Genomic DNA, 22,505 nt, shown 5'->3' on the forward strand with positions numbered 1-22,505 from the left:
ATCGCGGCGACTCGGCGCGCAAGAGGACTTGGAAGGATGACGGACGGATCGGCGACGATCAGCGCGACCTTGCGCGCGGGCCTTTCCGATGTGGTCAGCGCCGTTCGCGACTGCTGGGCGGCCCTGGCCGTCGCGGCGGTGGTCAGCGTCGCCGCCGATGTCCTACCGCCGGGTTTGAAGACCATCGGCGCCGTGCTGCCCATCGTCATCGCTCAGGGCGCGCTGTTCCGACGCGCGTTCGGCCGCGAGATGGGCCTGAAGGGCCTGCGGTGGGGCCGCGACGAGTGGCGGCTGCTGGCCGCTCAACTGATGGTCCTGGCCCTGCTGTGCCTGATCGGCGCGATCCTGATGATCATTGTCGGCGGCGTCGCCCTGGGCGTGGCCCGCACCGCCGCGCCGAACTTCGACCCCGGCACGATCGACGGCTGGAAGGGCGCCTTCGCCAGCGCCGGCCCGGCCGGCTTCGTGCTCAGCCTGGTCCCGCTGGCCAGCCTGGCGATCCTGATCTGGCTGAGCCTTCGCCTGTCGCTGTCGGCCCCGGCCACGGTCGAGCAGTCGGGCGTGCGGGTCCTGAGCGCCTTTCCGCTGACCAAGGGCCGCGTGCCGACCCTGTTCGTCGTCGGCCTGGCGATCGCCGCCCCGCTATTCGTGCTCAGCGCGCTGCTGGCCCTCGCGCCTGGCCAGGGGCTGGTCATCGCGGCGATCCTGGCGGCGAGTTCCTATTTCTACGCCATGCCGGCTTGGGCCGGTTCGCTGGCCTATTTCTACCGCGTCAGCGCGGTCACGCAGGAAGCCTAGATGTCCGTCCGCCCCGTCGACGCCGCGCTCGAAGGCCTCCAGACCATGCGGCGCAAGCCGCTGGCGGTGCTGGCCTGGGCGACCTTCTCACTGGTCATGCTGCCGATCCTGGGCCTGTTCGCCAAGATCGTGCTGGGCGACGAAGGTCGGGCGGCCCTGGCGGGGCGCGCCGGCTCGGCCGACCCGCGCGAGATCCTCGACCTGATCACGCACCTGGGCGGGGTGATGGTGATCCTGATCGCGGTGGCCCTGTTCCTGGCCTCGGTGCTGCAGGCGGCGGTCATCCGCTCGGTGGTGGAGCCCAACAATGACCGCTTCGCCTATCTGCGCCTGGGCAAGGAAGAGCTGCAGCTGCTGATCGTGTCGCTGATCACCTGGGCCGCGGCCCTGGGGGTGACGGTGATCCCGTCCGGGGCGGTGGTGCTGGGCGCGTCGCTGCTGTCGGGCGCGGCGGCCGGCTGGTTCGCCACCCTGGGCGCCCTGGCGGTGATCGGCCTGTCGCTATGGGTGGCCGTGCGCCTGTCCTTGCTGGGCCCGCACGCCTTCTCGCATCACCACATCGACATCCGCGAGGCCTGGGTGCAGACCCACGGCCAGTTCCTGCGCCTGCTGGGCATGTACGTCCTGGCCATCGTCCTGGCGGCCGTGGTCTCGATCATCGGGACGACGGTGTCATCGATCATCGGCAACGTGCTGGGCGGCGGCGTCGACGCTGGCGCGGGCGACGTGGTGGCCAGCCACCCGCGCCTGATCCTGATGCTGCTGGCCAACCTGCTGCTGGCCCCGATCTTCCTGACCCTGCAGACCGTGATCCTGGTCGCCGCCCCGGCTCGCGCCTTCGCCCAGCTGAACCAGGACGAGATCGACGCGGGCCTGCACGACTGAGGGATCGAAACCTCGTCCTTCGACAGGCTCAGGATGAGGGCTCCACTTTGGCCTCGGCAATGGTCCTCATCCTGAGCTTGTCGAAGGACGAGATCACGCGCCCGCGCTAGGCCTCGCCGCCATCCGCTCGCGCCAGGCCAGGACGTTTTTCGCCTCGGCCGGCGTGTGCAACCCCGTGAAGTCCGCGAAGTCCAGCGTCGTCTGTCCCGCGATGTCGGCGATCGTATAGGCGTCGCCGGCCAGGTAGGGGCGGCCGTCGGCCAACTCGCGGTCCAGCCACAGCAGGGCCTTTTCCACGACCTCGCGGTTCGACTCCCCGAACTCGACGTTCTGCTTCAGCAGCCGCGCGGTCAGCGGATGGGCGTGGCGCCAGAACAGGCCGACGGGGACCATGAGGCGGAACTCGATCCGCCGGGTCCACATCTCGACCGTCGCCTGCTCGAGGGCCGAGACGCCGAATAGCGGCGGGTTCGGGTGCAGCACCTCGAAATAGCGGCAGATGGCGACGGTCTCGCTGATCGTCGTTCCGTCGTCGAGCTCCAGCACCGGCACCTGGCCCAGGCTGTTGCGCGCCAGATGCTCGGGGCTGCGGTGGCCGCCCTGGCGCAGGCCGATCTGGATCTCCGGGACCTCGACGCCCTTCTCGGCCAGGAAGATCCGCACGCGCCGCGGATTGGGCGCGGGCATGGCCTCGCCGTAGAGCTTCATGGTGTCCTCCCTGATTTCAAACGGATGTTAGAGGCGCCCGTCGACGGGTCGCAAGCCCGCGCGAATAAAGCCGGCCTCGGCCCTGTCGAAGCGGCGCGAACCTGTTTAGCCTTGGGCGTCCATCCTTCGAAGAGCACGACATGTCCAAGTTCTCCGCCTCCGACGCGGCCTTCTCCGGCTTCCGGCTCGTGCGGGAGAACCTGAAGACCGTCGCCATCTGGGGCGGACTGCTGACGGTCGCCTCGTTCCTCTACAACGTCGTGTCGATCCATTTCTTCGGACCGCAGATGCACGCCCTGTCCGAATATTTCGCCAGCAATACCGACAATCCCGACGTGGAGGAGTTCGGCCGTCGGGTCGCGGACCTGACCCCGATGATGCTCTGGACTCTGCCCTACAGCCTGGTGCTGAACGGGGTGCTGTTCGCGGGGATCAATCGGCTGGTGCTGCGGCCCGAGGAGAAGGGCTTCGCCCACCTGGGCCTTGGCCTGACCGAGGCGCGGCAGGCGGCGGTCTGGCTGTCGATCAACGTCGCGATCTGCGGGGTGGTCGGCCTCGGCCTCGGCCTGGCGGAGTTCATGGGCGCGCTGGGCGGTCCCACCGGCGCGCTGCTGGCGCTGGCGATCACGCTGGCGACTCTCGGCGCGCTCTTCTATCTGCCCGTGCGCCTGTCCATGGCCTCGGCGACAACCTTCGACACCGGCAAGCTCACCGTCGTGCGCTCCCTGCCCCTGACCAAGGGTCTCTTCTGGTCGCTGCTGGGCGCCTATTTCCTGGCGGTGGTGATGTGCGTGATCGTCTTCCTGCTGCTGATGGTCATCCTTTCGGCCGCCACCGCGCTGCTGACCGGCGATATCGGCGCCGGCGGTCGGGTGCTTCACGCCGACAGCACCTCGCTGAAGGCCTATCTGACGCCGCTGGGCATGGTGCAGACCGTGATCTCGACGGCGATGTCGCTGTTGATCAGCCTGATCGTCTTCTCGCCGCCGCCGACCATCTACAGGATCCTGCGCGAGCAGGGCGCCGACCGCGACAGCACCGGCGGCTGGTAGGCGGGCGCTCTACGCCTTCAGCCACTTGCGGATTCGGTCCCGCGCATTGGCGTAGGGCGAGGACGTGTTGAACTGGATCATCCGGCCCTTGGTCCATTTTTCATACCAGGACCGACCGTAAAGTTCGGCGTCGGAGCGCGCCGAGATGGTTTCGGCCAGGCGTGTCTTCGCCACGCTCAGGCGCTCCAACCGCTGGGGCCAGTCCAGCGCGCGGTAGTCGGCGTAGAACTTGCCGGCCAGCAGGCCTAGCTGGTTCCATTTGAAGCCCGTCTCGGGGAAATCGACGGGCTGGCCCCGATCGTCGCGATCCAGCCATTTCAGAACCAGCTCGTTCCAGCCGATCAGATAGGCCACCAGGTCCGCCGGGCTCATCAGCGTCCCGGCGGCGTGGCCCTGCAGCGTGGTCTCGTCGACCCGCTCCAGAGGCGTGCGGGCCAGGTCGACCATCAGCTTGTCGAAGGTCTGGTCGATCGCGGCCAGCAGTTCGGCCTTGGAGGCGGGAACGGCCACGGCCGCCTAAGCCCGCTTGGCCTTCTTCAGTTCGGCCACCCGAGCCTTGCGGCGCTCCTCGTGGCGGTCCAGCAACTCCTTGAGGTAGCGGCCGGTCCAGCTGGCCTCGACCTTGGCCACGTCCTGGGGCGAGCCGGTGGCGACGATCTCGCCGCCGCCGTCGCCGCCCTCGGGCCCGAAGTCGATCAGCCAGTCGGCGGTCTTCACCACGTCCAGGTTATGCTCGATGACGACCACGGTGTTGCCCTGGTCGGCCAGTTCGTGCAGCACCTCGAGCAGCTTCTTGGTGTCCTCGAAGTGCAGGCCGGTGGTCGGCTCGTCGAGGATGTAGAGCGTCCGGCCGGTGGCGCGGCGCGACAGCTCCTTGGACAGTTTCACGCGCTGGGCTTCGCCACCCGACAGGGTCGTGGCCTGTTGGCCGACCTTGATGTAGCTGAGGCCCACGCGCTTGAGCGTCTCCATCTTGTCGCGGATCGGCGGCACGGCCTTGAAGAAGTCGGCGGCCTCCTCGACGGTCATGTCCAGGACGTCGGCGATGGTCTTGCCCTTGAACAGCACGTCCAGGGTCTCGCGGTTGTAGCGCTTGCCCTTGCAGATATCGCAGGTGACGTAGACGTCCGGCAGGAAGTGCATCTCGATCTTGATGACGCCGTCGCCCTGGCAAGCCTCGCAGCGGCCGCCCTTGACGTTGAAGCTGAAGCGACCCGGGCCATAGCCCCGCGCCTTGCTCTCCGGCAGGCCGGCGAACCAGTCGCGGATCGGGCCGAAGGCGCCGGTATAGGTCGCCGGGTTCGAGCGCGGGGTGCGGCCGATCGGGCTCTGGTCGATGTCGATGACCTTGTCGAACTGCTCCAGGCCCTCGATCCGCTCGTGCGGGGCCGGAGCGTCGCTGGCGTTGTTCAGTCGGCGCGCGGCGGCCTTGTACAGGGTCTCGATCGTGAAGGTCGACTTGCCGCCGCCCGACACGCCCGTGACGCAGGTGAAGGTCCCCACGGGGATCTCGGCCGTGACGTTCTTCAGGTTGTTGCCGGTGGCGCCGATGACCTTCAGCACCTTCTTCTTGTTGATCGGCCGGCGCTGTTCGGGGACCTCGATCTCGCGCGCGCCGGTCAGGTACTGGCCGGTGATGCTCTTGGGGTTGGCCATGATGTCGGCCGGCTTGCCCTCGGCGATGATCTCGCCGCCGTGGACGCCGGCGGCCGGACCCATGTCGATCACGTAGTCGGCGGTGAGGATGGCCTCCTCGTCGTGCTCGACAACTAGCACGGAGTTGCCCAGGTCGCGCAGGCCTTGCAGCGAGGTCAGCAGGCGGGTGTTGTCGCGCTGGTGCAGGCCGATCGACGGCTCGTCCAGCACGTACAGCACGCCGGTCAGGCCCGAGCCGATCTGGCTGGCCAGGCGGATGCGCTGGCTCTCGCCGCCCGACAGGGTGCCCGAGCCGCGCGACAGGTTGAGGTAGTCGAGACCGACATCGACCAGGAACCGCAGGCGATCGTTGATCTCCTTCAGGATCCGCCGGGCGATCTCCATCTGCTTGTCGGTCAGCTTGCCTTCCAGGCTCGCGAACCAGTCGCGCGCCGGACGGATGGCCAGCATCGAGACCTCGGCGATGTCCATGGCGTCGATCTTGACGGCCAGGGCTTCGGGTTTCAGGCGCTTGCCGTGGCAGGTCTCGCAGGGGGTGTCGGACTGATAGCGGCCCAGCTCCTCGCGCACCCAGCTGCTGTCCGTCTCACGCCAGCGGCGTTCCAGGTTCGGCAGCACGCCTTCGAAGGGCTTCTCGACCTCATACTTGCGGGCGTTGTCGTCGTAAATGAACTTGATCTTGGTCCCCTTGGACCCGTTCAGCACCACGTCACGCGCGTCGGGCGACAGCTTGTACCAGGCGTCATCCATCGAGAAGCCGTAGTGGCGCGCCAGGGCCTGCAGGGTCTGGGTGTAGAGCGGCGAGGGGCCCTTGGCCCACGGGGCTACGGCGCCCTTGTGCAGGCTCTTGTCCTTGTCGGGGATCACCAGGTCGGCGTCGAAGGCCAACTTGGCGCCCAGGCCGTCGCAGACCGGGCAGGCGCCGGCCGGATTGTTGAACGAGAACAGGCGCGGCGCGATCTCGGCGATCGTGAAGCCGCTGACCGGACAGGCGAAGCGTTCCGAGAACAGGATGCGCCGCGGCTCCTTCTCGCCGTCCTCGATATTGGCGAACTCGGCAACCGCGAGACCATCGGCGAGCCGGAGCGCCTGCTCGATGGAGTCGGCCAGGCGCTGCTCCATGTCGGGCTTGGTCACCACGCGGTCCACGACCACGTCGATGTCGTGCTTGAACTTCTTGTCGAGGACCGGGGCGTCCTCGATCGGATAGTATTCGCCGTCGATCTTCAGCCGCTGGAAGCCGGCCTTCTGCCACTCGGCGATCTCCTTTCGGTACTCGCCCTTGCGGTCGCGAACGACCGGGGCCAGCAGGTAGAGACGCGTGCCTTCGGGCAGGGCGGTGATCTTGTCGACCATCTGGCTGATGGTCTGGCTCTCGATCGGCAGGCCGGTGGCGGGCGAGTACGGCACCCCGACCCGCGCCCACAGCAGGCGCATGTAGTCGTGGATCTCGGTCACCGTGCCGACGGTCGAGCGCGGGTTGCGGCTGGTGGTCTTCTGCTCGATCGAGATCGCGGGCGACAGGCCCTCGATCAGATCGACATCGGGCTTGCTCATCAGCTCAAGGAACTGACGGGCGTAGGCCGACAGGCTTTCCACATAGCGACGTTGGCCCTCGGCATAGATCGTGTCGAAGGCCAGGGACGACTTGCCCGAGCCCGACAGGCCGGTCAGCACGACCAGCTCGCCACGCGGGATATCGACGCTGACGTTCTTCAGATTGTGCTCACGGGCGCCGCGAACGCGGATGAAGTTCAGTTGCTCAGCCATGTTTTCCGGAACGTTGGGCCGCGACATTGGTCGCGGCGCAGCGGCTATATGTAGGGCTCGACGCGCGAATTAACACAAGAACAACATGCGAACAAATGTCGCGCACGCGCCGCGGCGCTGCTGCTGACAGCGGATGTCAGCAGGGCGACTCTTCGATGGGCGCTGATTGAACACGCCACCGCCTCGAAAACGGCGCCAGCGGCGCGCGTGCTGCCACTCAGCTTAACCAGAGGTGGCGGCCAGGGGGCGGAAATGTTGCGGGGAGGGCGACGCTGGATCGCCGTGTCGGGCGGCGTCCTGATCAATAGCCTGATCCTGGCCGCCCTGGTGCTGGTCGAGGACACGGCGCCGGTCGTTGAGGAGCCGACGGTGATCGTCGTGGACCTGGAGCGGTTCGATCGGCGGAGGCCGCGATCCCTACCGCTGAGCGGGCGGGCGGCCTCCCGGAGCGCTGCTCCGGCAAAAGAGACGCCGTCGGCCGCGCCGGACGGGGCGACGGGGCGACTCACCGGACCGCGCGCCACGGGCTCCCCCGCGATCGAGCCCGCCTGGACGGTCGATCCGAAGGCCGTCGAGCAATGGCGGCTGACCGAGGGCAATCCGGACTATGGCTGGGGCCGCTACCACCGGGCGTGCAGGGGGCTCAGCAACGAGCACATGACCCCGGAGGAGAATGAGCGCTGCTATGGCGGTGTTCCCAAGCCGCCCGGCACGTTCATCGGCCCGACCGACGGGCGCGAGGCCTGGCAAAGGGAACCGAAGTTCGAGAACAAGCAGACACGCCGCCAAGAACGCTGTCGCGCCTATCGCACCATCCGCACTCAGCCCGGCGCGGATCCCCCGCCTATGCCGTCGATGCGCGAGGGCGGCTGCTTCTGAGCGGCGCCGTTGGGATTCCCTCAACCCTGTTTGGAAGCGGGTTCTTCAGTCCACGCATGATTAAAAGCGCAGGTTCGGGCCGAAGCTCGACCCTACGAAGGAATGAGCCATGGCCAAGAAAGAGGCCGGGAACGCCAAGCTGGACGCCAAGCAGGAGGCGTTCGACGCGCTGAAGGCGCCCAAGCCGCGCTCGATCGTCATCGACATGATGGTCTTCTGCGCCGGGATCGGCTCGCTGGTCTGGGTCCTGCGCGAGATGGCGCCAACCTAGAACCTGGCCTCAGGCCCGGTCTATCCGCGCCGCGTAGCAACCCCACTTGGCGTAGTGGGCGTGCAGGTAGGCGATCCGCGGATCCTCGAACATCCTTTCGATCAGGCCTTGCGCCTGGGCGCCCTCGACGATGTCGGCGGCGATCATCATGCCGTCGGCGTCGAAGGCCCGCAGCGACAGCAGGCGGCGGCGCAGGGCGGGGGGCATTTCGTCGATCACGGCGACGGGTTCGACGCCCTCGCGCACGAAGATGGCGTGACTGGCGCGGAACGGCGTCGAGGCGCTCTGGTGCTCGTAATTGACCAGGATCAGGGTTTCGCCCGGCTCCGCGTCATCCAGGCTGACCCGGCAGGGAAAGCCCAGCGGCGCATCGGCGACGACGCGACGGGCGCCGCGCGAGGCCAAGGCCTCGTCGTCCATCGCGAACAGCGGGGCGAACGGTTCGGCGGACAGGCTGGTGACGGTGTAGGCCATGGAAAACTCCTCGGGGTTGTCCGCGTTGTCGCGCCAGCCGTCGAAGAACGACACCCGATCCTTGCGACGGCGGTCCAGCTTGCCGAACTTCGTTCGCGGGCGTAAAAGCCGCCCCTTCCCATCCGATGGAGGCTCCCATGATCAGCAAGACGGAAGACCGCTTCGTCCTTCCCGTTTCCCTGACCGTGGGTTCGCATGTCCTTCGTCACTCTGGACGCCGTTTCCGCCGCCACGCCTGACGGCCGGCTTCTTTTCGAAAATCTGAACCTGGCGATCGGGACCGAGCGGATCGGTTTCGTCGGGCGCAACGGCGTCGGCAAGAGCACCTTGCTGGCTTTGATCGCCGGCGCACGCGCGCCGCTGACTGGGACGGTCATGCGGGCGGGGACCGTCGCGACCCTCGATCAGACGCCAGACGTTTCGCCGGGGGCGCGACTGGCCGACCTGTTGGGCGTCGGCGAGGCCTGGGATCGCCTGTCGCGCATCGAGCGCGGGGAGGGCGACGAGGTCGACCTGGCCGAAGCGGACTGGGATCTGCCGGCGCGGCTGGATCAGGCGCTGGCCGATGTCGGCCTGGCGGGCTTCGACCCCGAGCGACCGGCGGCGGCGCTGTCGGGTGGGCAGGCGACGCGCGCCGACCTCGCGCGACTGCTGATCGCCCGGCCCGACGTTCTCTTGCTTGATGAGCCGACCAACAATCTCGACATCGAGGCGCGGGGGATCGTCGGCAAGGTGCTGGACCGCTGGCGCGGCGGGGCGGTGGTGGTCAGCCACGACCGCGGCCTGCTGCGCGGCATGGACCGGATCGTCGAGCTGTCGTCGCTGGGCGCGCGGTCCTACGGCGGCGGCTGGGACCTCTATGCCGAACGCAAGGCCGAGGCGGCGCAGGCCGCCCAGCGCGACCTCGACCACGCCGAGAAGGAGGTCCGCCGCGTCGCCCGCGAGGCCCAAGTGGCCCGCGAGCGCAAGGAGCGCCGGGACGCCGCCGGCCGCAAGTTCGCGGACCGGGGCGGGACGCCGAAAATCGTGCTGGGCATGATGGCCGAGCGGGCCGAGAACAGCGGCGCGCGCGAGGGTAAGCTCGCCGACAAGCTGACGGCCGAGGCGGCCCAGGCCAAGGTCTCGGCCGAGGCCCGCGTCGAGCGCGCCCGGACCCTGGGCTTCGACCTGCCGTCGTCGGGCCTGGCGGAAGGGCGCGGCGTGCTGGCTTTCGAGGCGGTCACCTTCGGCTGGCCGGACGGAACGCCGGTGATCGAAGGCCTGTCGTTTCGCATCGCCGGGCCCGAGCGGGTGGCGATCTCCGGACCGAACGGGACGGGCAAGACGACCCTGATCCGGCTGGCCACCGGCGCGTTGGCGCCGGCGGCGGGGGCGGTGAAGCTGTCCGTACCGTTCGCTCTGCTCGATCAGCGGGCGGCGCTGCTGGCCGACGACGAGACCATCCTGGAGAACTTCCGCCGCCTGAACCCGGCCGCGTCCCAGAACGACGCCCATGCGGCCTTGGCGCGGTTCCTGTTCCGTAACACCGCAGCGCATCAGGTCGCGGGGACCCTGAGCGGCGGTGAGCGCCTGCGGGCGGCTCTGGCCTGCGTGCTCTGCGCCGCCGTCCCGCCGCAACTGCTGATCCTGGACGAGCCGACCAATCACCTGGACCTGGCCTCGATCGAAGCCGTCGAGGCGGTGCTGTCGGGCTATGACGGGGCGCTGCTGGTGGTCAGCCACGACGCCGATTTCCTGGATGCGATCGGCGTCGAGAGAACGGTAAACTTGGGTGACAAGCCATGACGACCGATCTCGAAGCCTTCATCCTGGGCCGTCTGCCGCTGGAGGCAGCGTCCGGCGTCCCGGAGATCCGCCTGCATCGCGCCGGACCCCGCAGCGGCCTGATGCGGCTGGCCGAGGCCGATCCGGACTTCGGCTCGCCCTATTGGGCGCGGCCGTGGGGCGGTGGCCTGGCTTTGGCGCGACACGTCCTCGATCATCCGGAGATCGTCGCCGGCAAGCGCGTGCTGGACCTCGGCGCGGGCTCGGGCCTGGTGGCCATCGCCGCCGCCCTGGCGGGCGCGGGCGCGGTGAGGGCGGTCGACATCGATCCCTATGCCGCGACCGCCACGCGCCTGAACGCCGCCGCCAACGGCGTGGCGGTCGAGGTGACGCCGTCCGACATCACCGGTGGCGATCCGCCGGAGGTCGACCTGATGCTGGTGGGGGATCTCTTCTACGACCCGGACCTGGCCGAGCGGATCGAGGGCTTCCTGCGGCGGTGCCTGGCGGCGGGGATCATGGTGCTGATCGGCGACCCGTTCCGGGCCTTTCTGCCCACCGAACGCTTGCGTGTCGTGGCCGAGTATCCGGTCGCCGACTATGGCGATGCCCAGGGGGCGATGCGAGCGGCGGCGGTGTTCGAATTCATCGGTTAGGCAGAGCGTGATCCTCGTCCTTCGACGGGCTCAGGATGAGGATCAGTGCTGGCGTTCGGTGGAAACCTCATCCTGAGCCTGTCGAAGGACGAGGTTTCTGTTCCTAGGCCTTGCGGTTCAGGGTGATCGCCGCGCCGTGCTGCGGGCGGTCGGTGACCATGCCGCCGGCGCCGTAGGTGGCGGCCGGGGCGGCGCGCTGGCTGGCGATCTCCTGGGCCACGGCGTGGACCAGGCCCTCTGTGACCGTCTTGGCCGCGTTCACGGCGCGCGCCTGGCGGGCGAGAACAGCGTCGAAAGCCTCGGTGGCGCGGATCAGCCGCTGGCGCAGCTCGGGGCGGGCGCTTTCGAGCAGGGCGGGGTTGTGGCGCACCCGCATCGACTCGTGCCGGTAGACATTGGCCAGCTTGGCCGTCTCTTCGACATACTGCGCCGCCTCGTGCGGGCGGTGGCTTTCGAAGGCCGAGGCCTCCCTGGCGATCAGGTCGGTCAGGCGCTCGGTCAACAGGGTCAGCTGGTGGACGCGATCGTCGGCGTCGATGGCGGCGATGGCCATGGGGTTACTCCTTCAGACCTTGCATCTTCAGCATTTCGCGCTGGATCGTGGCGGCCAGGCCGATGCCGCCGGCCTTGGTCACTTCCTTCGACATCGCGTCGGTCAGGACCGACTTGAACATCTCCTCGCCGTTGCCGCCGCCGAACGGTTCGGAGGTTTTCACGCCCTCGAACATCTGCTGCATCATCACGGACATGAACGAGGACTCGAAGGTCTTGGCCGTGTCGGCGATCTTGGCGCGCCGGGCGGCCTCCTTGGCCGCGCTGGCGGCGTCCTGAACCGCGCCCTGGGCCGTGCTCGCGGCGCTCTGCACCGCCTTGGCGGCGGTCTTGATCGTGGCGGCGGTCGCGCCGAACTGCGGGACGAAGGTGGAGATGGTCGACAGCGTGCTCATCACATCACCTCGATGTCGGCTTGCAGGGCGCCCGCGGCCTTCACGGCCTGCAGGATCGAGATCATGTCGCGGGGCGTGACGCCCAGCGCGTTGAGGCCGCCGACCAGGCTCTTGAGCGACGGCGAGCCGCCCAGGGTGAGCAGTTTCTTGCCCTTCTCCTCGTCGACATTCACCGTCGATTGCGGGACCACGGCCGTCTGGCCTTGGCTGAAGGGCGCCGGCTGGCTGACGGCGGGGTTTTCCTGGACCGAGATGGTCAGGTTGCCCTGGGCGATGGCCACCTTGCTGATGCGGACGTCGTCGCCCATGACGATGACGCCGGCCACTTCGTCGATCACCACCTTGGCCGGACCGTCGGGCTCGACCATGAGGTTCTCGATGTTGGTCATGAAGGTGATCATGTCCATGCCGGGAGGGGCGCGGGTGGCGATGATCGTGGGGTTCTGGGCCTGGGCGCAGCCGGGGAACTTGGCGTTGATGGCGTCGGCGACGCGGCGGGCGGTGGTGAAGTCCGGATTGCGCAGGGTCAGGCGCATGATGTCCATATTGACCATCTGGAAGCCGGTCTCGCGCTCGATGACGCCGCCGCTGGCGATGCGGCCGGCGGTCGGAACGCCCTTGGTGACCGAGCTGCCCGAGGCGCCGCCCGCCGAGACCGAGCCGGTCTGAACCGTGCCTTGCGCCACGGCATAGGTCTGGCCGTCCGCGCCTTGCAGGCTGGTGACGAGCAGGGTGCCGCCCAGCAGGCTCTTGGCGTCGCCCAGGGTCGAGACGGTGACGTCGACCTTCGAGCCGGCCGCCGAGAAGGGGGGCAGGGCGGCCGTGACCATGACGGCGGCGGTGTTCTTGGTGTTGAGATTGCCGTCGCGGACGTTGACGCCCTGGCGTTCCAGCATGGCTTCGAGGCTCTGCTTGGTCATCGGCGCGTTGCGCAGGCTGTCGCCGGTGCCGTTCAGGCCGACCACGATGCCGTAGCCGATCAGCTGGTTCTCGCGAACGCCTTCGAAGGCGACGATGTCCTTGATCCGCGACTTGGCGAACGCCGGGGCGGCGACCAGCGCCGAAGCGGCGACCAGGGCGGTCAGCAGGATGCGAAAGAATGAACGCGGCATGGCAATCTCGTCGTGGGGAACCGTCCCCGCGCCGCTCCATGCCAGAAGCGGGCCAGTTTCCTGATCGTGCTCAGGGCCTTGTGACTCAACGGATTCGGGATTCGGCGGTGGTCCGCAGGGCGCCTCGCGGCAGAATCTGCCCGGCATTAACCATACTTCAAGCGCCCAGGCGGATTATGTTGAGATCGCGGGATAAGTGACTCGCGCCATGAGCTTTTTGGAGCTGTCGGATGAAGGTTTCCAGCACGGGGGGCGTAGGTGCGAGCGGCGCGTCGCGGGCCAAGCCGGCCGGCGGGTCGACGGGCTTTTCGCTGCCATCCGTGAACGCCGCCAGCGGCGCCGCGAGCACCGCCTCGGTCGGCGGCTTGTCCGGCGTCGGCTCGGTCGACGCCCTGCTGGCGCTTCAAGAGATGGGCGCGGTCGGCAATCCGCTGGAGCGCAAGCGCCGCGCGGTGCGCCGCGCCGAGCACATCCTCGACCTGCTGGGCGATGTGCGGGTCGGGCTGATCGACGGCGACATCTCATCCGACACCCTGGACCGCCTGACGCGCGCCATCCGCGAGCAGCGGGACAATACCGACGATCCCAACCTGGAAGGGATCCTCAACGACATCGAGACGCGCGCCGCCGTCGAGCTGGCCAAGCTTCAGGCGCGTAGCTGAGATGGCCGGGGCGGGGACTTCAAAATCGGCGTTTCCCTGCCACGCCAGTCTTTCTTGCGCGTTCTATACGCGTCGCCGCCGTGTTCACGGCCCTTTTGCGGGAGGCGCGCGACCTGAACGCGCCGCTCACGCGAGGTTCATTGAACCCGGCTCACCTTTTGCTATAAGCACGCAGCCCTTAAGGGCTGAGTTCATTGGGGCGTGAGGCGTTGATGCAAACGGCCACTGTTCTTGTCGAGAAGTCTGACTATCGTCCTTCCGAGGACGAGCCTTTCATGAATGAACGGCAGCTTGAGTATTTCAAGAACAAGCTGCTGGCCTGGAAAGAGGAGATCCTTCGCGAATCTCGCGAAACGGTCGCTCATCTCCAGAAAGAAACCGAGAATCACGCCGATCTCGCTGATCGCGCGTCCTCGGAAACCGACCGGGCTCTTGAGCTCCGTACCCGCGATCGTCAACGGAAGCTGATCTCCAAGATCGACCAGGCCCTGCGCCGCGTCGAGGACGGCTCCTACGGCTATTGCGAGGAGACGGGCGAGCCCATCGGCCTGGCTCGACTGGATGCTCGCCCTACGGCGACCATGAGCGTCGAAGCCCAGGAACGCCACGAGCGCCGCGAACGCGTCCATCGCGACGACTAAGCGCTGCTCTCCAAGGGAACTTGGGGCGACTCAATGTGTTTCAAGCGGCCTTGGGTGGGGAGCCCAGGGCCGCTTTTGTTTTGAGATCAGGTGCGTAAGGTCGTGCGCCGACCCGGAGACACCGCTTGAGCTTTTTCGAGAGCCTGCTCGTCCTGCTGGCCGCCGCCGTCCTGCTGCTGCAGGTTTCGCGTCGGCTGAACGCGCCCTATCCGGCCCTGCTGGCCGCGGCCGGCGTATGCTTCGCCCTTGTCCCAGGCCTGCCGAAGATCTCGATGGAGCCGCATACGGCCCTGGCCCTGTTTCTGGCCCCGGTGCTGGTCGACGCGGCCTTCGACTTCCCGGTCGCTGATGTGCGCAAAATGTGGCGGCCGTTATTCGCCCTGGCCATCGTGGCGGTGGTCCTCAGCGCTGGCGCGGTGGCGTGGCTGGGCGTGACCATGGTCGGCCTGCCGATCGCCGCGGCCCTGGCCCTGGGCGCGATCGTCGCCCCGCCGGACGCGGCGGCCGCCACCGCCATCCTCACCAGCGTGCGCCTGCCGCGCGGCTCGGTCGCGGTGCTGAAGGGCGAGAGCCTGCTGAACGACGCTTCGGCCCTGCTGCTGTTCTCGGCGGCGCTGGCTTTCCAGGCCCAGGGCGGCATCGACACCGCCCTGGCGGTGAAGCTGACGCTGGCGGCGCCCGGCGGGGTGATCCTGGGGGTCGTCCTGGCACGCGTGCTGCGCTTCATGAACCCTTTCGTGACCGGCACGCTGGGCGGCAACATGGCGGAGTTCGTCGCGTGTTTTGGAGCCTGGATCATCGCCGAGCGCCTGGGGCTTTCGGCGGTGCTGTGCCTGGTGGCCTTCGCCATGACCATCGCCAGAACGGCCAGCCTGCGCACGCCGCCGCGCATGCGCATCCACAGTTTCGCGGTCTGGACCTCGTCGGTGTTCCTGCTGAACGTCCTGGCCTTCCTGTTGATGGGCCTGCAGGCGCGCACCATCGTCGCCAGCATGCCGCGCGAGCGCCTGATGGAGGCGGCCGTTTTCGCCGCCGCGGTGGTAGGCTGCCTGGTCGCGGTGCGGATGGTCTGGGTGCTGACCTATATCCGGCTGTCCCAGATCCTCCCCGGCCTGCGGGGCGACGCCTATCCGACCCCCAGCCTGCGCCACGGCGTGCTGGTCGGCTGGTGCGGCATGCGCGGCCTCGTGACCCTGGCGACCGCCTTCGCCCTGCCGGGCGACTTCCCGCAACGCGACCTGATCGTGCTGACCGCCTTCGCCGTCGTGCTGGCCACCCTGGTGCTGCAGGGCCTGACCCTGTCGCCGCTGGTCCGTCTGCTGCGCTTGGACGGCGAGAACGGCCTCGACGCGGAATTGGTCCGTATCCGCGCCGACATGGCCGGCGTCGCCCTCAAGGCGCTGGAGGGCAAGACGAGCGCGGCCGCCGACCACTGGCGCTACCGTTTCGCCGCGGTGCCGACCACCTTCCCGACGCGGACTGGTGAGCTGGAAGCGCGGAGGGCCCTGGGCCTCAAGGCCATCCGCCGCCAGCGTGAGCGGCTGGAGGAACTGCGCGACGGCCAGGTTGTCGGCGCCGACGCCTTTCTGGTCCTGCAGGAGGAGCTGGATTTCGAGGAGGTCTCGATCAGCCGCGAGGACGAACGGCAGATCGAGGAAAGCTGATCATCACCACATCGTCTTCGCCGCGCGACCCGGCCATTCGCGGTCGTAGGCCTCGCCGCCGACCTCACCGGCGGTGACGGCGGCCAGCATGGCGCCGGGCGTGGGCAGGGACTTCGGGTCGACCTGGCTTTCCGGCTTCCAGAGGCCCGAGCGGACGATGGCGCGGGCGCATTGGAAGTAGGCTTCGACGACCGTGACCACCATGGCCGTGCGCGGCGGCTTGCCGTCGACGGCGAAGCTGTCCAGCAAGTCGGGATCGGCGCTCAGCATCGCCCGGCCGTTGACGCGGAAGGTTGTGCCCGAGCCCGGGATCAGGAACAGCAGCGCCACGCGCGGGTCGCGGACGACATTGCGCAACGAATCGATTCGGTTGTTGCCGCGCCGGTCGGGCAGGATCAGCGTCCGGGGATCGGCGATGCGGACGAAGCCGGGCAGGTCGCCGCGCGGGCTGCAGTCCAGGCCTTCGGGGCCGACGGTGGCCAGGGCCACGAACGGGGAGGCCTGGATCAAGGCCGCGTAGTGCGGGGTGATGTGGTCGGTGACCTTGACGGTCGAGGCGGGGGCCGGCTGGGGCTGATACAGCGCCTCAAGAGCCTCAAGGGTGGTGATCTCGTGCATCGCATCCTCCCGTGGCCCTGCTTCTAGAGCCTTGGCGGACGGCGGACAATCTCAGGACAGGGCGGCGCGGACGCAGGCCTCGCGCAGGCGGCGAGCCGAGATCGGCTTGTCGACGATCGGGGTGAGGCGACCCTGCAGTTGGTCGGCGTTGCCGGTGACATAGACGACGGGGATGCGGCCCAGCTTCCGCTGGATGGCCTCGACGGCCTCCTCGCCGGTGCCGCCGACGATCCGATAGTCGGCGGTGATCAGATCTGGCGGATTCGCCAAGGCCAAGGCCAAGGCGTCCGACAGGCTGTCGGCGATATCAAAACTCGTGAAGCCCTGCTCCGCCAGAAGGGCTTCGACCTCGAACGCGACGAGGATTTCATCCTCGATAATCAACACGTGTCGGGCCTTCGCGTGCTCGGTCATTCGCCGCAGCCTTCGTGATCGTCCCTAAGCCCAGTCAATGTCGCCGCGCGTCGCCGCGCCAGTCGCGTTTTCGTGATCTTCATAAGCGCAAAGGTTGTGTGAGCCTGTTCGGCTGCGCAGCGTGGGAAAGCAGGCTATGGAAGGAAAAAACAGAATTCGCAGGAGCGCCCAGCCTTGTCCTTGATCCTTACCGAGAAGCGCGGCCACGTCGCCATCCTCACCCTGAACCGTCCCGAGACGATGAACGCCCTCGGAGCGCCGGGCGACGGCGACCAGGTGGTCGCCGCCTGCGAGGCGATCAACGACGATCAGGAGATCCGCTGCGTGATCCTGACCGGCGCGGGAAAGGCCTTCTCGGCCGGCGGCGATGTCAAGGCGATGAAGGCGCGCGAAGGCGCGTTCGGCGGCAACGGCGTGGCCGTGCGCGACGGCTACCGCAAGAATATCCACCGAATCGTCCGGGCCATCTACGGCCTTGAGGTCCCGTCGATCGCGGCGGTGAACGGGGCGGCGATCGGCCTGGGCTGCGACGTGGCCTGCATGACCGACATCCGCATCGCCGCCGACACGGCCCGGTTCGGCGTCACCTTTCTGAAGCTGGGTCTGATTCCCGGCGACGGCGGCGCCTGGCTGATGCCGCGCACGATCGGCATGAGCCGCGCGGCGGAACTGCTGTTCACCGGCGACGTCATCGACGCGGCCAAGGCCGCCGACTGGGGTCTGATCAGCAAGGCCGTGCCGGCCGAGACGCTGATGGACGAGGCTCTGACGCTCGCCAATCGCATCGCCCAGCAGCCGCCGCACGCCCTGCGCATGGCCAAGAGCCTGCTCAAGCACGGCCAGACGGCCAGCTACGACACCCTGATGGAGATGAGCGCGGCCGCCCAGGCCATCGCCCACCACACCGAGGACCACATGGAAGGCGTCGACGCGATCCTCGAGAAGCGCGCGCCCGTGTTCAAGGGCGCCTGAGATCATGGGCAAGGAAGCGAGTGGCGTCTGGGGTCAGCTGTCGGACGGCGACAGCGAGGGCAAGCTGCTGTGGGAGCCGCCGAAGCTGATCTTCCGCGGGGCCTATCGCGGCATCTACCAGGGCCACGCGCTGAAGAACCTGCGGACCGAGGGCGATGACCTGGTGCTGAGCGACGGCACGCGGTTCACCCTGGAGCCGGGCCAGGCCGACAAGTGGCTGCACGCCATCCAGAACCCGCCCTCGCGCCTGGACAAGCTTGGCGTCAAGCCGGGCATGACCGTGGTCGTCGACGGCGTCGAGGACGCGGCGTTCCTGGCCGAGCTGTCTACCCGCGTCGAGCCGGTCGACGCCGACGAGGCCGACGGCGTCGACATCCTGTTCCTGGCCGCCGACGACCTGGCCGACCTCGATCGGCTGGAGGACCTGATGTGGATCCTGGCCGACAAGGGCGCGATCTGGATCGTCTCCCAGAAGGGCAAGGGCGCGCCGCTGAAGGACACCGACGTGCTGACCGCCGCGCGCGGCTTTGGCCTGTCCGACACCAAGGTCTGCGCCTTCTCCAAGACCCACACCGCCCTGCGGTTCGTGAAGCGCAAGACGCCGAAGGCCGCGCCGGCGACGGCTCCGGTGGCGGACGACGAAGGGTTCGACGAGGAGGCGTAGCATTATCCCCGATACCGCTCATTCCGCGAAGGCGGGGAGGAGATGGCGATAGGGAAGCCTCGTCAGGCCGCCGCCATCGCCTTCACGGGCTGGGCCTTCACCCCGGTCTTGCGGCCAAACTGCATGACTCCGTCCTCAACCTTGCCCAGGCGCAGGGCGGCCAGGTCCAGGGCGTAGTTCTGGTGCACCTTCCACGGCTTGCGCAGGCCCTGCTTGGGGAACTGGCCGATCGCGCGGGTGACGTAGCCGGACGAGAAGTCGAGCCATGGCGCGACCTCCATCTCGCCGTCGACGCGCGGCACGCAGAAGTCGGTTCGCGTGCGGTCCATGTGGTTGAGCAGGCGGCAGACATATTCGGAGGTCAGGTCCGCCTTCAGCGTCCAGCTGGCGTTGGTATAGCCGAACGCGGAGGCCAGGTTCGGCACGTCGCTGAACATCATGCCCTTGTAGCTCATCGACTGGGACAGGTCGGCGACCTTGCCGTCGACCACGACCTCCATGCCGCTGAGCAGCTGCATCTGCAGGCCGGTGGCCGTGACGATGACGTCTGCGTCCAGGGTCTTGCCCGACTTCAGCTGGAGGCCGGTCTCGGTGAAGGTCTCGATGTGGTCGGTGACCACCGAGCTGGCGCCCGACTTGATCGAGTCGAACAGGTCGGCGTCAGGCACCAGGCACAGGCGCTGGTCCCAGGGATTGTAGCGCGGCGTGAAGTGGGTCTCGATGTCGTAGTCCGGGCCCAGGTGCTCGCGGACCATGCCCAGCAGGCGCTCCTTGACCTTCTCCGGCTTCTTGCGGGCCATGTTGAAGAACAGCATCTGGAAGAGGACGTTCTTCCAGCGGGTGAGGCCATAGGCGGTCATGGCCGGCAGCTTGGAGCGCAGCCAGTTGGCGATCCCGTCCTCGGCCGGGCGCGAGACCACATAGGTCGGCGAGCGCTGCAGCATGACGACGTGGCTGGCCGTCTTGGCCATCTCGGGCACCAGGGTCACGGCGGTGGCGCCGCTGCCGATCACCACGACCTTCTTGCCGGTGTAATCGAGGGCTTCGGGCCAATGCTGCGGGTGGACGATCGCCCCCTTGAACCGCTCGGTCCCCGCGAACTCGGGCGTGTAGCCGGCCGAATAGCGGTAGTAGCCGGCGCACATATAGAGGAAGCCGCAGGTGAAGGTGACGGTCTGACCGTCATGCTCGGCCTCGACCGTCCAGGTCGCCGTCTGCGTCGACCAGCTGGCGCGCTTGACCATGTGCTTGAAGCGGATGTGACGGTCGACGTCGTGCTCGCGCGCCGTTTCGCGGACGTAGTTCAGGATCGACGGGCCGTCGGCGATGGCCTTGGCGGCTTTCCACGGCTTGAAGCTATAGCCCAGAGTGTACATGTCGCTGTCGGAGCGGATGCCCGGATAGCGGAACAGGTCCCAGGTGCCGCCGATCGCCTCGCGCCCCTCCAGGATCGCATAGGTCTTGCCGGGGCAGTGCTTCTTCAGGTGATAGGCCGCGCCGATCCCTGAAAGCCCCGCGCCCACGATCAGGACGTCGACATGTTCGATGGTCATTCCGTTTCCCGCCCGGTCTTCACGCCCGCCGGTTGACCCGGCGTGGTCGTATGTGAACAGTGTTCACTAACAAACGACCGTTTTGACCGAACGTCAACCGCGGCCTATCGGATAGTTCATGTCTCTTCGCGACTTCGGCCTGCTGGTCCTGATCTGTCTGGTCTGGGCCAGCAACAACATCATTTCCAAGATCGTGGTCGCCCATTGGGGCGTGCCGCCGCTTTTCTACGCGGCGGTGCGCTTCTCGCTGGTGGCCTTGGCGACCCTGCCGTGGCTGCTGCCCGCGCCCAAGCCGACGTGGCGGATCGTGGTGGTGGCGCTGCTGATGGGGGCGGGGAACTTCGCCCTGCTGTTCATGGGCTTCAAGACCGCCTCGCCGTCGGCGGCGTCGGTGGTGATCCAGCTGGGCGTGCCGTTCACGACCCTGCTGTCGATGCTGATGCTGGGCGAGACGATCCGCTGGCGGCGCGGTCTTGGCATCGCGCTTACCCTGGCCGGGGCGGTGACGGTGATGTGGAGCCCGCACGGCTTCGTGCTGTCGCCGGGGCTCTGGCTGATCGTGGCGGCCGCCTTCGCCGGCTCGCTGGGCGCGGTGATGATGAAGCAGGTCGAGGGCGTGCGGCCCTTGCAGTTCCAGGCCTGGGTCGGCTTCTCGTCGATCTGGCCGCTGGCGGCGATGAGCGCGGCGATCGAGCCCGGACAGGTCGCGGCGGGGATCGCGGCGGGCTGGCCGTTCGTGGCGGCGGTGGTGTTCTCGGCCCTGGTGGTTTCGGTCGTGGCCCATACGGCCTATTACGGGCTGATCCAGCGCTACGAGGCCAATCTGATCGCTCCGCTCACCCTGCTGACGCCGCTCTTCACCATCCTGCTGGGCGTGCTGGTCACCCACGATCATTTCGACCTGCGGATGGGCGTGGGGGCCGGCCTGGCCCTGACCGGCGTCTTGATCATCGCGCTTCGGCGGAATCAGGTCATGCCGTTGCTGATGTCGATCCGGAACCGCGCCCAATGAGTCTGAGCCTTATCGAGGCCCCGTCGCCCAATTTCGACGCCCGCAAGGCCGTGCCCGACACGATCGTGCTGCACTACACGGGCATGGAGACCGGCGAGGCCGCGATCGAGCGCCTGCGCGACCCCGAGGCCAAGGTCTCGGCGCACTACTGCGTCGAAGAAGACGGCCGCATCTTCCGCCTCGTGCCCGAGGAGCGTCGCGCCTGGCACGCCGGGGCGGCCTTCTGGAAGGGCGTCAAGGACATCAACTCGGCCTCGGTCGGCATCGAGATCGTCAATCCCGGTCACGAGTTCGGCTATCGCCCGTTCCCCGAGGCCCAGATCGCCGCGGTGATCAACCTGCTGGCCGACGTGCGCTCGCGCTGGATGATCCCCGACAGCCGCATCCTCGGCCACTCCGACATCGCCCCGGGCCGCAAGGTCGATCCGGGCGAGCTCTTCCCCTGGAAGCGCCTGGCCGAAAGCGGCCACGGCCTCTGGATCGAGCCCGCGCCGTCGCCCGGCGCGCCGCTGGGCCAGGGCGAGGAGGGGACCGGCGTCTTCGCCCTGCAAGCTGGCCTGACCCGCCTTGGCTTCGACTGCGCCCCCACCGGCAAGTACGACGAGTGGACCACGACGGTGGTCGGCGCCTTCCAGCGCCACTGGCTGCAGAGCCGCTTCGACGGCATCGCCGACGGCGAGACCCGGGCGCGGCTGGTGGGCCTGCTGCGCGCGGCGGCGGACTGATGCATCCGGACGGCCGCTTCCACGTCGAGGACCGCGAAGTCCTGCTGGACTTCATCCGCGCCCACCCGTTCGTGACGATCGCCGCGTCCGTCGGCGGACGGCCGCTCGTGGCCCAGTCGCCGGTGGTAGTCCGCGACCTGGACGGCGAGATCGCCCTCGATTTCCACCTGTCGCGCGGCAATGTCCTGACGCCGCACCTGACCCAGGGCTTCCGGGCGGTGGTGCTGGCCACGGGTCTGGACGCCTATGTCAGCCCGGACTGGTACCAGAGCGCCGATCAGGTGCCGACCTGGAACTACCAGTCGGTAGAGGCCGAGGGCTCGGTCGCGCCGCTGGGCGAGGCCGAACTGGTGGCCCTGCTGGACGACCTGTCGGCTCAGGAAGAGGCGCGGCTTCTCCCCAAGAAGCCCTGGACCCGTGACAAGATGAAGGCCGGCAAGTTCGAGGCCTTGCTGCGCGGGATCATGGGCGGGCGGCTGTTCGTCGAGCGGCTGGACGGGACCTTCAAGCTCTCGCAGAACAAGAACGACGCCGATCGGTTGGGCGCGGCCCGGGGGCTGGGCGAGCATCCGATCGCGCGCCTGATGCGAGACCTTTGACGCTGGAGC

At 68.1% G+C, this 22,505-nt stretch carries 26 protein-coding genes and 1 pseudogene; 16 read left to right on the forward strand and 11 right to left on the reverse strand.

Annotated elements, in window-relative coordinates:
• Positions 1-36 precede the first annotated feature (36 nt).
• Positions 37-798, forward strand: coding sequence for a hypothetical protein (locus tag AC07R7_RS08745; RefSeq protein ID WP_494634892.1), 762 nt, complete (start codon positions 37-39; stop codon positions 796-798).
• Positions 799-1,683: a hypothetical protein gene (locus AC07R7_RS08750; RefSeq protein ID WP_492887655.1), complete on the forward strand. Its 885-nt coding sequence runs from the start codon at positions 799-801 to the stop codon at positions 1,681-1,683.
• Between the two features lie 93 nt (positions 1,684-1,776).
• On the opposite strand, the gene AC07R7_RS08755 is transcribed toward AC07R7_RS08750, so the two are convergent.
• A complete protein-coding gene (locus AC07R7_RS08755) occupies positions 1,777-2,391 on the reverse strand; it encodes a glutathione S-transferase family protein (RefSeq protein ID WP_494634893.1) in 615 nt (204 codons plus the stop codon).
• Positions 2,392-2,531: 140 nt separating this feature from the next.
• On the opposite strand from AC07R7_RS08755, the gene AC07R7_RS08760 reads away from it, so the two are divergent.
• Entirely contained in the window at positions 2,532-3,443 is a 912-nt protein-coding gene (locus AC07R7_RS08760) for a hypothetical protein (RefSeq protein WP_494634894.1), read from the forward strand.
• A 9-nt stretch (positions 3,444-3,452) separates the two neighbouring features.
• On the opposite strand, the gene AC07R7_RS08765 is transcribed toward AC07R7_RS08760, so the two are convergent.
• Both AC07R7_RS08765 and uvrA read right to left on the reverse strand, forming a co-directional pair.
• A complete protein-coding gene (locus tag AC07R7_RS08765) occupies positions 3,453-3,953 on the reverse strand; it encodes a ClbS/DfsB family four-helix bundle protein (RefSeq protein WP_494634895.1) in 501 nt (166 codons plus the stop codon).
• A gap of 6 nt (positions 3,954-3,959) precedes the next feature.
• Positions 3,960-6,869, reverse strand: coding sequence for an excinuclease ABC subunit UvrA (gene uvrA / locus AC07R7_RS08770; protein WP_494634896.1), 2,910 nt, complete (start codon positions 6,867-6,869; stop codon positions 3,960-3,962).
• 252 nt (positions 6,870-7,121) lie between these two features.
• Here uvrA and AC07R7_RS08775 point away from each other — a divergent pair, with 252 nt between their 5' ends.
• Both AC07R7_RS08775 and AC07R7_RS08780 read left to right on the forward strand, forming a co-directional pair.
• Positions 7,122-7,748 carry a hypothetical protein gene (locus AC07R7_RS08775; protein WP_494634897.1) on the forward strand — a complete coding sequence of 209 codons (627 nt, stop codon included), beginning with the start codon at positions 7,122-7,124 and terminating at the stop codon, positions 7,746-7,748.
• Between the two features lie 109 nt (positions 7,749-7,857).
• Positions 7,858-8,019, forward strand: coding sequence for a hypothetical protein (locus tag AC07R7_RS08780; protein ID WP_492887663.1), 162 nt, complete (start codon positions 7,858-7,860; stop codon positions 8,017-8,019).
• A 9-nt stretch (positions 8,020-8,028) separates the two neighbouring features.
• Here AC07R7_RS08780 and AC07R7_RS08785 read toward each other — a convergent pair whose 3' ends face one another.
• A complete protein-coding gene (locus AC07R7_RS08785) occupies positions 8,029-8,493 on the reverse strand; it encodes a DUF1203 domain-containing protein (protein ID WP_494634898.1) in 465 nt (154 codons plus the stop codon).
• A 125-nt stretch (positions 8,494-8,618) separates the two neighbouring features.
• Here AC07R7_RS08785 and AC07R7_RS08790 point away from each other — a divergent pair, with 125 nt between their 5' ends.
• The 3 genes from AC07R7_RS08790 to AC07R7_RS08800 are packed head-to-tail and all read left to right on the forward strand — an operon-like array spanning position 8,619 to position 10,913.
• Entirely contained in the window at positions 8,619-8,732 is a 114-nt protein-coding gene (locus AC07R7_RS08790; RefSeq protein ID WP_395444437.1) for a hypothetical protein, read from the forward strand.
• Positions 8,689-10,278 carry an ABC-F family ATP-binding cassette domain-containing protein gene (locus AC07R7_RS08795; RefSeq protein ID WP_494634899.1) on the forward strand — a complete coding sequence of 530 codons (1,590 nt, stop codon included), beginning with the start codon at positions 8,689-8,691 and terminating at the stop codon, positions 10,276-10,278. The genes AC07R7_RS08790 and AC07R7_RS08795 overlap by 44 nt, the downstream gene beginning before the upstream one ends.
• On the forward strand, positions 10,275-10,913 hold the full coding sequence (locus tag AC07R7_RS08800; RefSeq protein WP_494634900.1) for a class I SAM-dependent methyltransferase: 639 nt from the start codon (positions 10,275-10,277) through the stop codon (positions 10,911-10,913). The genes AC07R7_RS08795 and AC07R7_RS08800 overlap by 4 nt, the downstream gene beginning before the upstream one ends.
• A gap of 11 nt (positions 10,914-10,924) precedes the next feature.
• Here the strand turns inward: AC07R7_RS08800 and AC07R7_RS08805 are convergent.
• The 4 genes and pseudogenes from AC07R7_RS08805 to AC07R7_RS08820 all read right to left on the reverse strand — a co-directional run.
• Positions 10,925-11,006, reverse strand: a pseudogene (locus AC07R7_RS08805) (hypothetical protein); the annotation flags it as partial.
• Between the two features lie 10 nt (positions 11,007-11,016).
• The gene (locus AC07R7_RS08810) at positions 11,017-11,466 is read right to left on the reverse strand and encodes a flagellar basal body protein (protein ID WP_492837862.1); all 450 of its coding nucleotides are present in this window, start codon (positions 11,464-11,466) and stop codon (positions 11,017-11,019) included.
• Between the two features lie 4 nt (positions 11,467-11,470).
• Positions 11,471-11,860, reverse strand: coding sequence for a rod-binding protein (locus tag AC07R7_RS08815; protein ID WP_492837864.1), 390 nt, complete (start codon positions 11,858-11,860; stop codon positions 11,471-11,473).
• Positions 11,860-12,972: a flagellar basal body P-ring protein FlgI gene (locus AC07R7_RS08820; RefSeq protein ID WP_492837865.1), complete on the reverse strand. Its 1,113-nt coding sequence runs from the start codon at positions 12,970-12,972 to the stop codon at positions 11,860-11,862. Before AC07R7_RS08820 ends, AC07R7_RS08815 begins: the two co-directional genes overlap by 1 nt.
• A 230-nt stretch (positions 12,973-13,202) precedes the next feature.
• Between AC07R7_RS08820 and fliX the strand changes: the two genes are divergently transcribed.
• From fliX to AC07R7_RS08835, 3 genes are all read left to right on the forward strand, one after another.
• Positions 13,203-13,634 (forward strand): flagellar assembly regulator FliX, encoded by a 432-nt coding sequence (gene fliX, locus AC07R7_RS08825; protein ID WP_492837866.1) that lies wholly within the window; start codon positions 13,203-13,205, stop codon positions 13,632-13,634.
• A 212-nt stretch (positions 13,635-13,846) separates the two neighbouring features.
• On the forward strand, positions 13,847-14,275 hold the full coding sequence (gene dksA, locus AC07R7_RS08830; RefSeq protein WP_125159473.1) for an RNA polymerase-binding protein DksA: 429 nt from the start codon (positions 13,847-13,849) through the stop codon (positions 14,273-14,275).
• Positions 14,276-14,400: 125 nt separating this feature from the next.
• Complete coding sequence (locus AC07R7_RS08835) at positions 14,401-15,939, forward strand: cation:proton antiporter (protein ID WP_494634901.1); 1,539 nt, start codon at positions 14,401-14,403, stop codon at positions 15,937-15,939.
• Between the two features lie 3 nt (positions 15,940-15,942).
• On the opposite strand, the gene AC07R7_RS08840 is transcribed toward AC07R7_RS08835, so the two are convergent.
• Both AC07R7_RS08840 and AC07R7_RS08845 read right to left on the reverse strand, forming a co-directional pair.
• The gene (locus AC07R7_RS08840) at positions 15,943-16,557 is read right to left on the reverse strand and encodes a pyridoxamine 5'-phosphate oxidase family protein (protein ID WP_494634902.1); all 615 of its coding nucleotides are present in this window, start codon (positions 16,555-16,557) and stop codon (positions 15,943-15,945) included.
• Between the two features lie 51 nt (positions 16,558-16,608).
• Positions 16,609-16,971 (reverse strand): response regulator, encoded by a 363-nt coding sequence (locus tag AC07R7_RS08845; RefSeq protein WP_492837870.1) that lies wholly within the window; start codon positions 16,969-16,971, stop codon positions 16,609-16,611.
• 174 nt (positions 16,972-17,145) lie between these two features.
• Between AC07R7_RS08845 and AC07R7_RS08850 the strand changes: the two genes are divergently transcribed.
• A complete protein-coding gene (locus AC07R7_RS08850; protein ID WP_492887676.1) occupies positions 17,146-17,943 on the forward strand; it encodes a crotonase/enoyl-CoA hydratase family protein in 798 nt (265 codons plus the stop codon).
• A 4-nt stretch (positions 17,944-17,947) separates the two neighbouring features.
• Positions 17,948-18,607, forward strand: coding sequence for a DUF3052 family protein (locus tag AC07R7_RS08855; RefSeq protein ID WP_494634903.1), 660 nt, complete (start codon positions 17,948-17,950; stop codon positions 18,605-18,607).
• A 62-nt stretch (positions 18,608-18,669) separates the two neighbouring features.
• Here the strand turns inward: AC07R7_RS08855 and AC07R7_RS08860 are convergent, their stop codons facing one another.
• The gene (locus tag AC07R7_RS08860; protein ID WP_494634904.1) at positions 18,670-20,160 is read right to left on the reverse strand and encodes a flavin-containing monooxygenase; all 1,491 of its coding nucleotides are present in this window, start codon (positions 20,158-20,160) and stop codon (positions 18,670-18,672) included.
• Positions 20,161-20,278: 118 nt separating this feature from the next.
• Here AC07R7_RS08860 and AC07R7_RS08865 point away from each other — a divergent pair, with 118 nt between their 5' ends.
• From AC07R7_RS08865 to AC07R7_RS08875, 3 genes are read left to right on the forward strand one after another with little or no spacing between them, the layout of a single operon-like run.
• Positions 20,279-21,172: a DMT family transporter gene (locus AC07R7_RS08865; protein ID WP_099576215.1), complete on the forward strand. Its 894-nt coding sequence runs from the start codon at positions 20,279-20,281 to the stop codon at positions 21,170-21,172.
• Positions 21,169-21,897 carry an N-acetylmuramoyl-L-alanine amidase gene (locus tag AC07R7_RS08870; protein WP_494634905.1) on the forward strand — a complete coding sequence of 243 codons (729 nt, stop codon included), beginning with the start codon at positions 21,169-21,171 and terminating at the stop codon, positions 21,895-21,897. Before AC07R7_RS08865 ends, AC07R7_RS08870 begins: the two co-directional genes overlap by 4 nt.
• Positions 21,897-22,496: an FMN-binding negative transcriptional regulator gene (locus tag AC07R7_RS08875; protein WP_494634906.1), complete on the forward strand. Its 600-nt coding sequence runs from the start codon at positions 21,897-21,899 to the stop codon at positions 22,494-22,496. The genes AC07R7_RS08870 and AC07R7_RS08875 overlap by 1 nt, the downstream gene beginning before the upstream one ends.
• The last annotated feature ends 9 nt before the right edge of the window (positions 22,497-22,505 follow it).

This window comes from Caulobacter sp. GW821-FHT05F04 (genome assembly GCF_059419665.1).

Bases quoted from the DNA above. Each gene is read 5' to 3' on its own strand.
- AC07R7_RS08810 (WP_492837862.1), bottom strand. From the start codon at position 11,466: ATGGCCATCGCCGCCATCGACGCCGACGATCGCGTCCACCAGCTGACC.
- AC07R7_RS08795 (WP_494634899.1), top strand. From the start codon at position 8,689: ATGTCCTTCGTCACTCTGGACGCCGTTTCCGCCGCCACGCCTGACGGC.
- AC07R7_RS08820 (WP_492837865.1), bottom strand. From the start codon at position 12,972: ATGCCGCGTTCATTCTTTCGCATCCTGCTGACCGCCCTGGTCGCCGCT.
- AC07R7_RS08760 (WP_494634894.1), top strand. From the start codon at position 2,532: ATGTCCAAGTTCTCCGCCTCCGACGCGGCCTTCTCCGGCTTCCGGCTC.
- AC07R7_RS08865 (WP_099576215.1), top strand. From the start codon at position 20,279: ATGTCTCTTCGCGACTTCGGCCTGCTGGTCCTGATCTGTCTGGTCTGG.
- AC07R7_RS08815 (WP_492837864.1), bottom strand. From the start codon at position 11,860: ATGAGCACGCTGTCGACCATCTCCACCTTCGTCCCGCAGTTCGGCGCG.
- AC07R7_RS08745 (WP_494634892.1), top strand. From the start codon at position 37: ATGACGGACGGATCGGCGACGATCAGCGCGACCTTGCGCGCGGGCCTT.
- AC07R7_RS08785 (WP_494634898.1), bottom strand. From the start codon at position 8,493: ATGGCCTACACCGTCACCAGCCTGTCCGCCGAACCGTTCGCCCCGCTG.
- AC07R7_RS08775 (WP_494634897.1), top strand. From the start codon at position 7,122: ATGTTGCGGGGAGGGCGACGCTGGATCGCCGTGTCGGGCGGCGTCCTG.
- AC07R7_RS08790 (WP_395444437.1), top strand. From the start codon at position 8,619: ATGGAGGCTCCCATGATCAGCAAGACGGAAGACCGCTTCGTCCTTCCC.
- AC07R7_RS08845 (WP_492837870.1), bottom strand. From the start codon at position 16,971: ATGACCGAGCACGCGAAGGCCCGACACGTGTTGATTATCGAGGATGAA.
- AC07R7_RS08870 (WP_494634905.1), top strand. From the start codon at position 21,169: ATGAGTCTGAGCCTTATCGAGGCCCCGTCGCCCAATTTCGACGCCCGC.
- AC07R7_RS08875 (WP_494634906.1), top strand. From the start codon at position 21,897: ATGCATCCGGACGGCCGCTTCCACGTCGAGGACCGCGAAGTCCTGCTG.
- AC07R7_RS08750 (WP_492887655.1), top strand. From the start codon at position 799: ATGTCCGTCCGCCCCGTCGACGCCGCGCTCGAAGGCCTCCAGACCATG.
- uvrA (WP_494634896.1), bottom strand. From the start codon at position 6,869: ATGGCTGAGCAACTGAACTTCATCCGCGTTCGCGGCGCCCGTGAGCAC.
- AC07R7_RS08860 (WP_494634904.1), bottom strand. From the start codon at position 20,160: ATGACCATCGAACATGTCGACGTCCTGATCGTGGGCGCGGGGCTTTCA.
- AC07R7_RS08755 (WP_494634893.1), bottom strand. From the start codon at position 2,391: ATGAAGCTCTACGGCGAGGCCATGCCCGCGCCCAATCCGCGGCGCGTG.
- AC07R7_RS08855 (WP_494634903.1), top strand. From the start codon at position 17,948: ATGGGCAAGGAAGCGAGTGGCGTCTGGGGTCAGCTGTCGGACGGCGAC.
- AC07R7_RS08800 (WP_494634900.1), top strand. From the start codon at position 10,275: ATGACGACCGATCTCGAAGCCTTCATCCTGGGCCGTCTGCCGCTGGAG.
- fliX (WP_492837866.1), top strand. From the start codon at position 13,203: ATGAAGGTTTCCAGCACGGGGGGCGTAGGTGCGAGCGGCGCGTCGCGG.
- dksA (WP_125159473.1), top strand. From the start codon at position 13,847: ATGCAAACGGCCACTGTTCTTGTCGAGAAGTCTGACTATCGTCCTTCC.
- AC07R7_RS08840 (WP_494634902.1), bottom strand. From the start codon at position 16,557: ATGCACGAGATCACCACCCTTGAGGCTCTTGAGGCGCTGTATCAGCCC.
- AC07R7_RS08780 (WP_492887663.1), top strand. From the start codon at position 7,858: ATGGCCAAGAAAGAGGCCGGGAACGCCAAGCTGGACGCCAAGCAGGAG.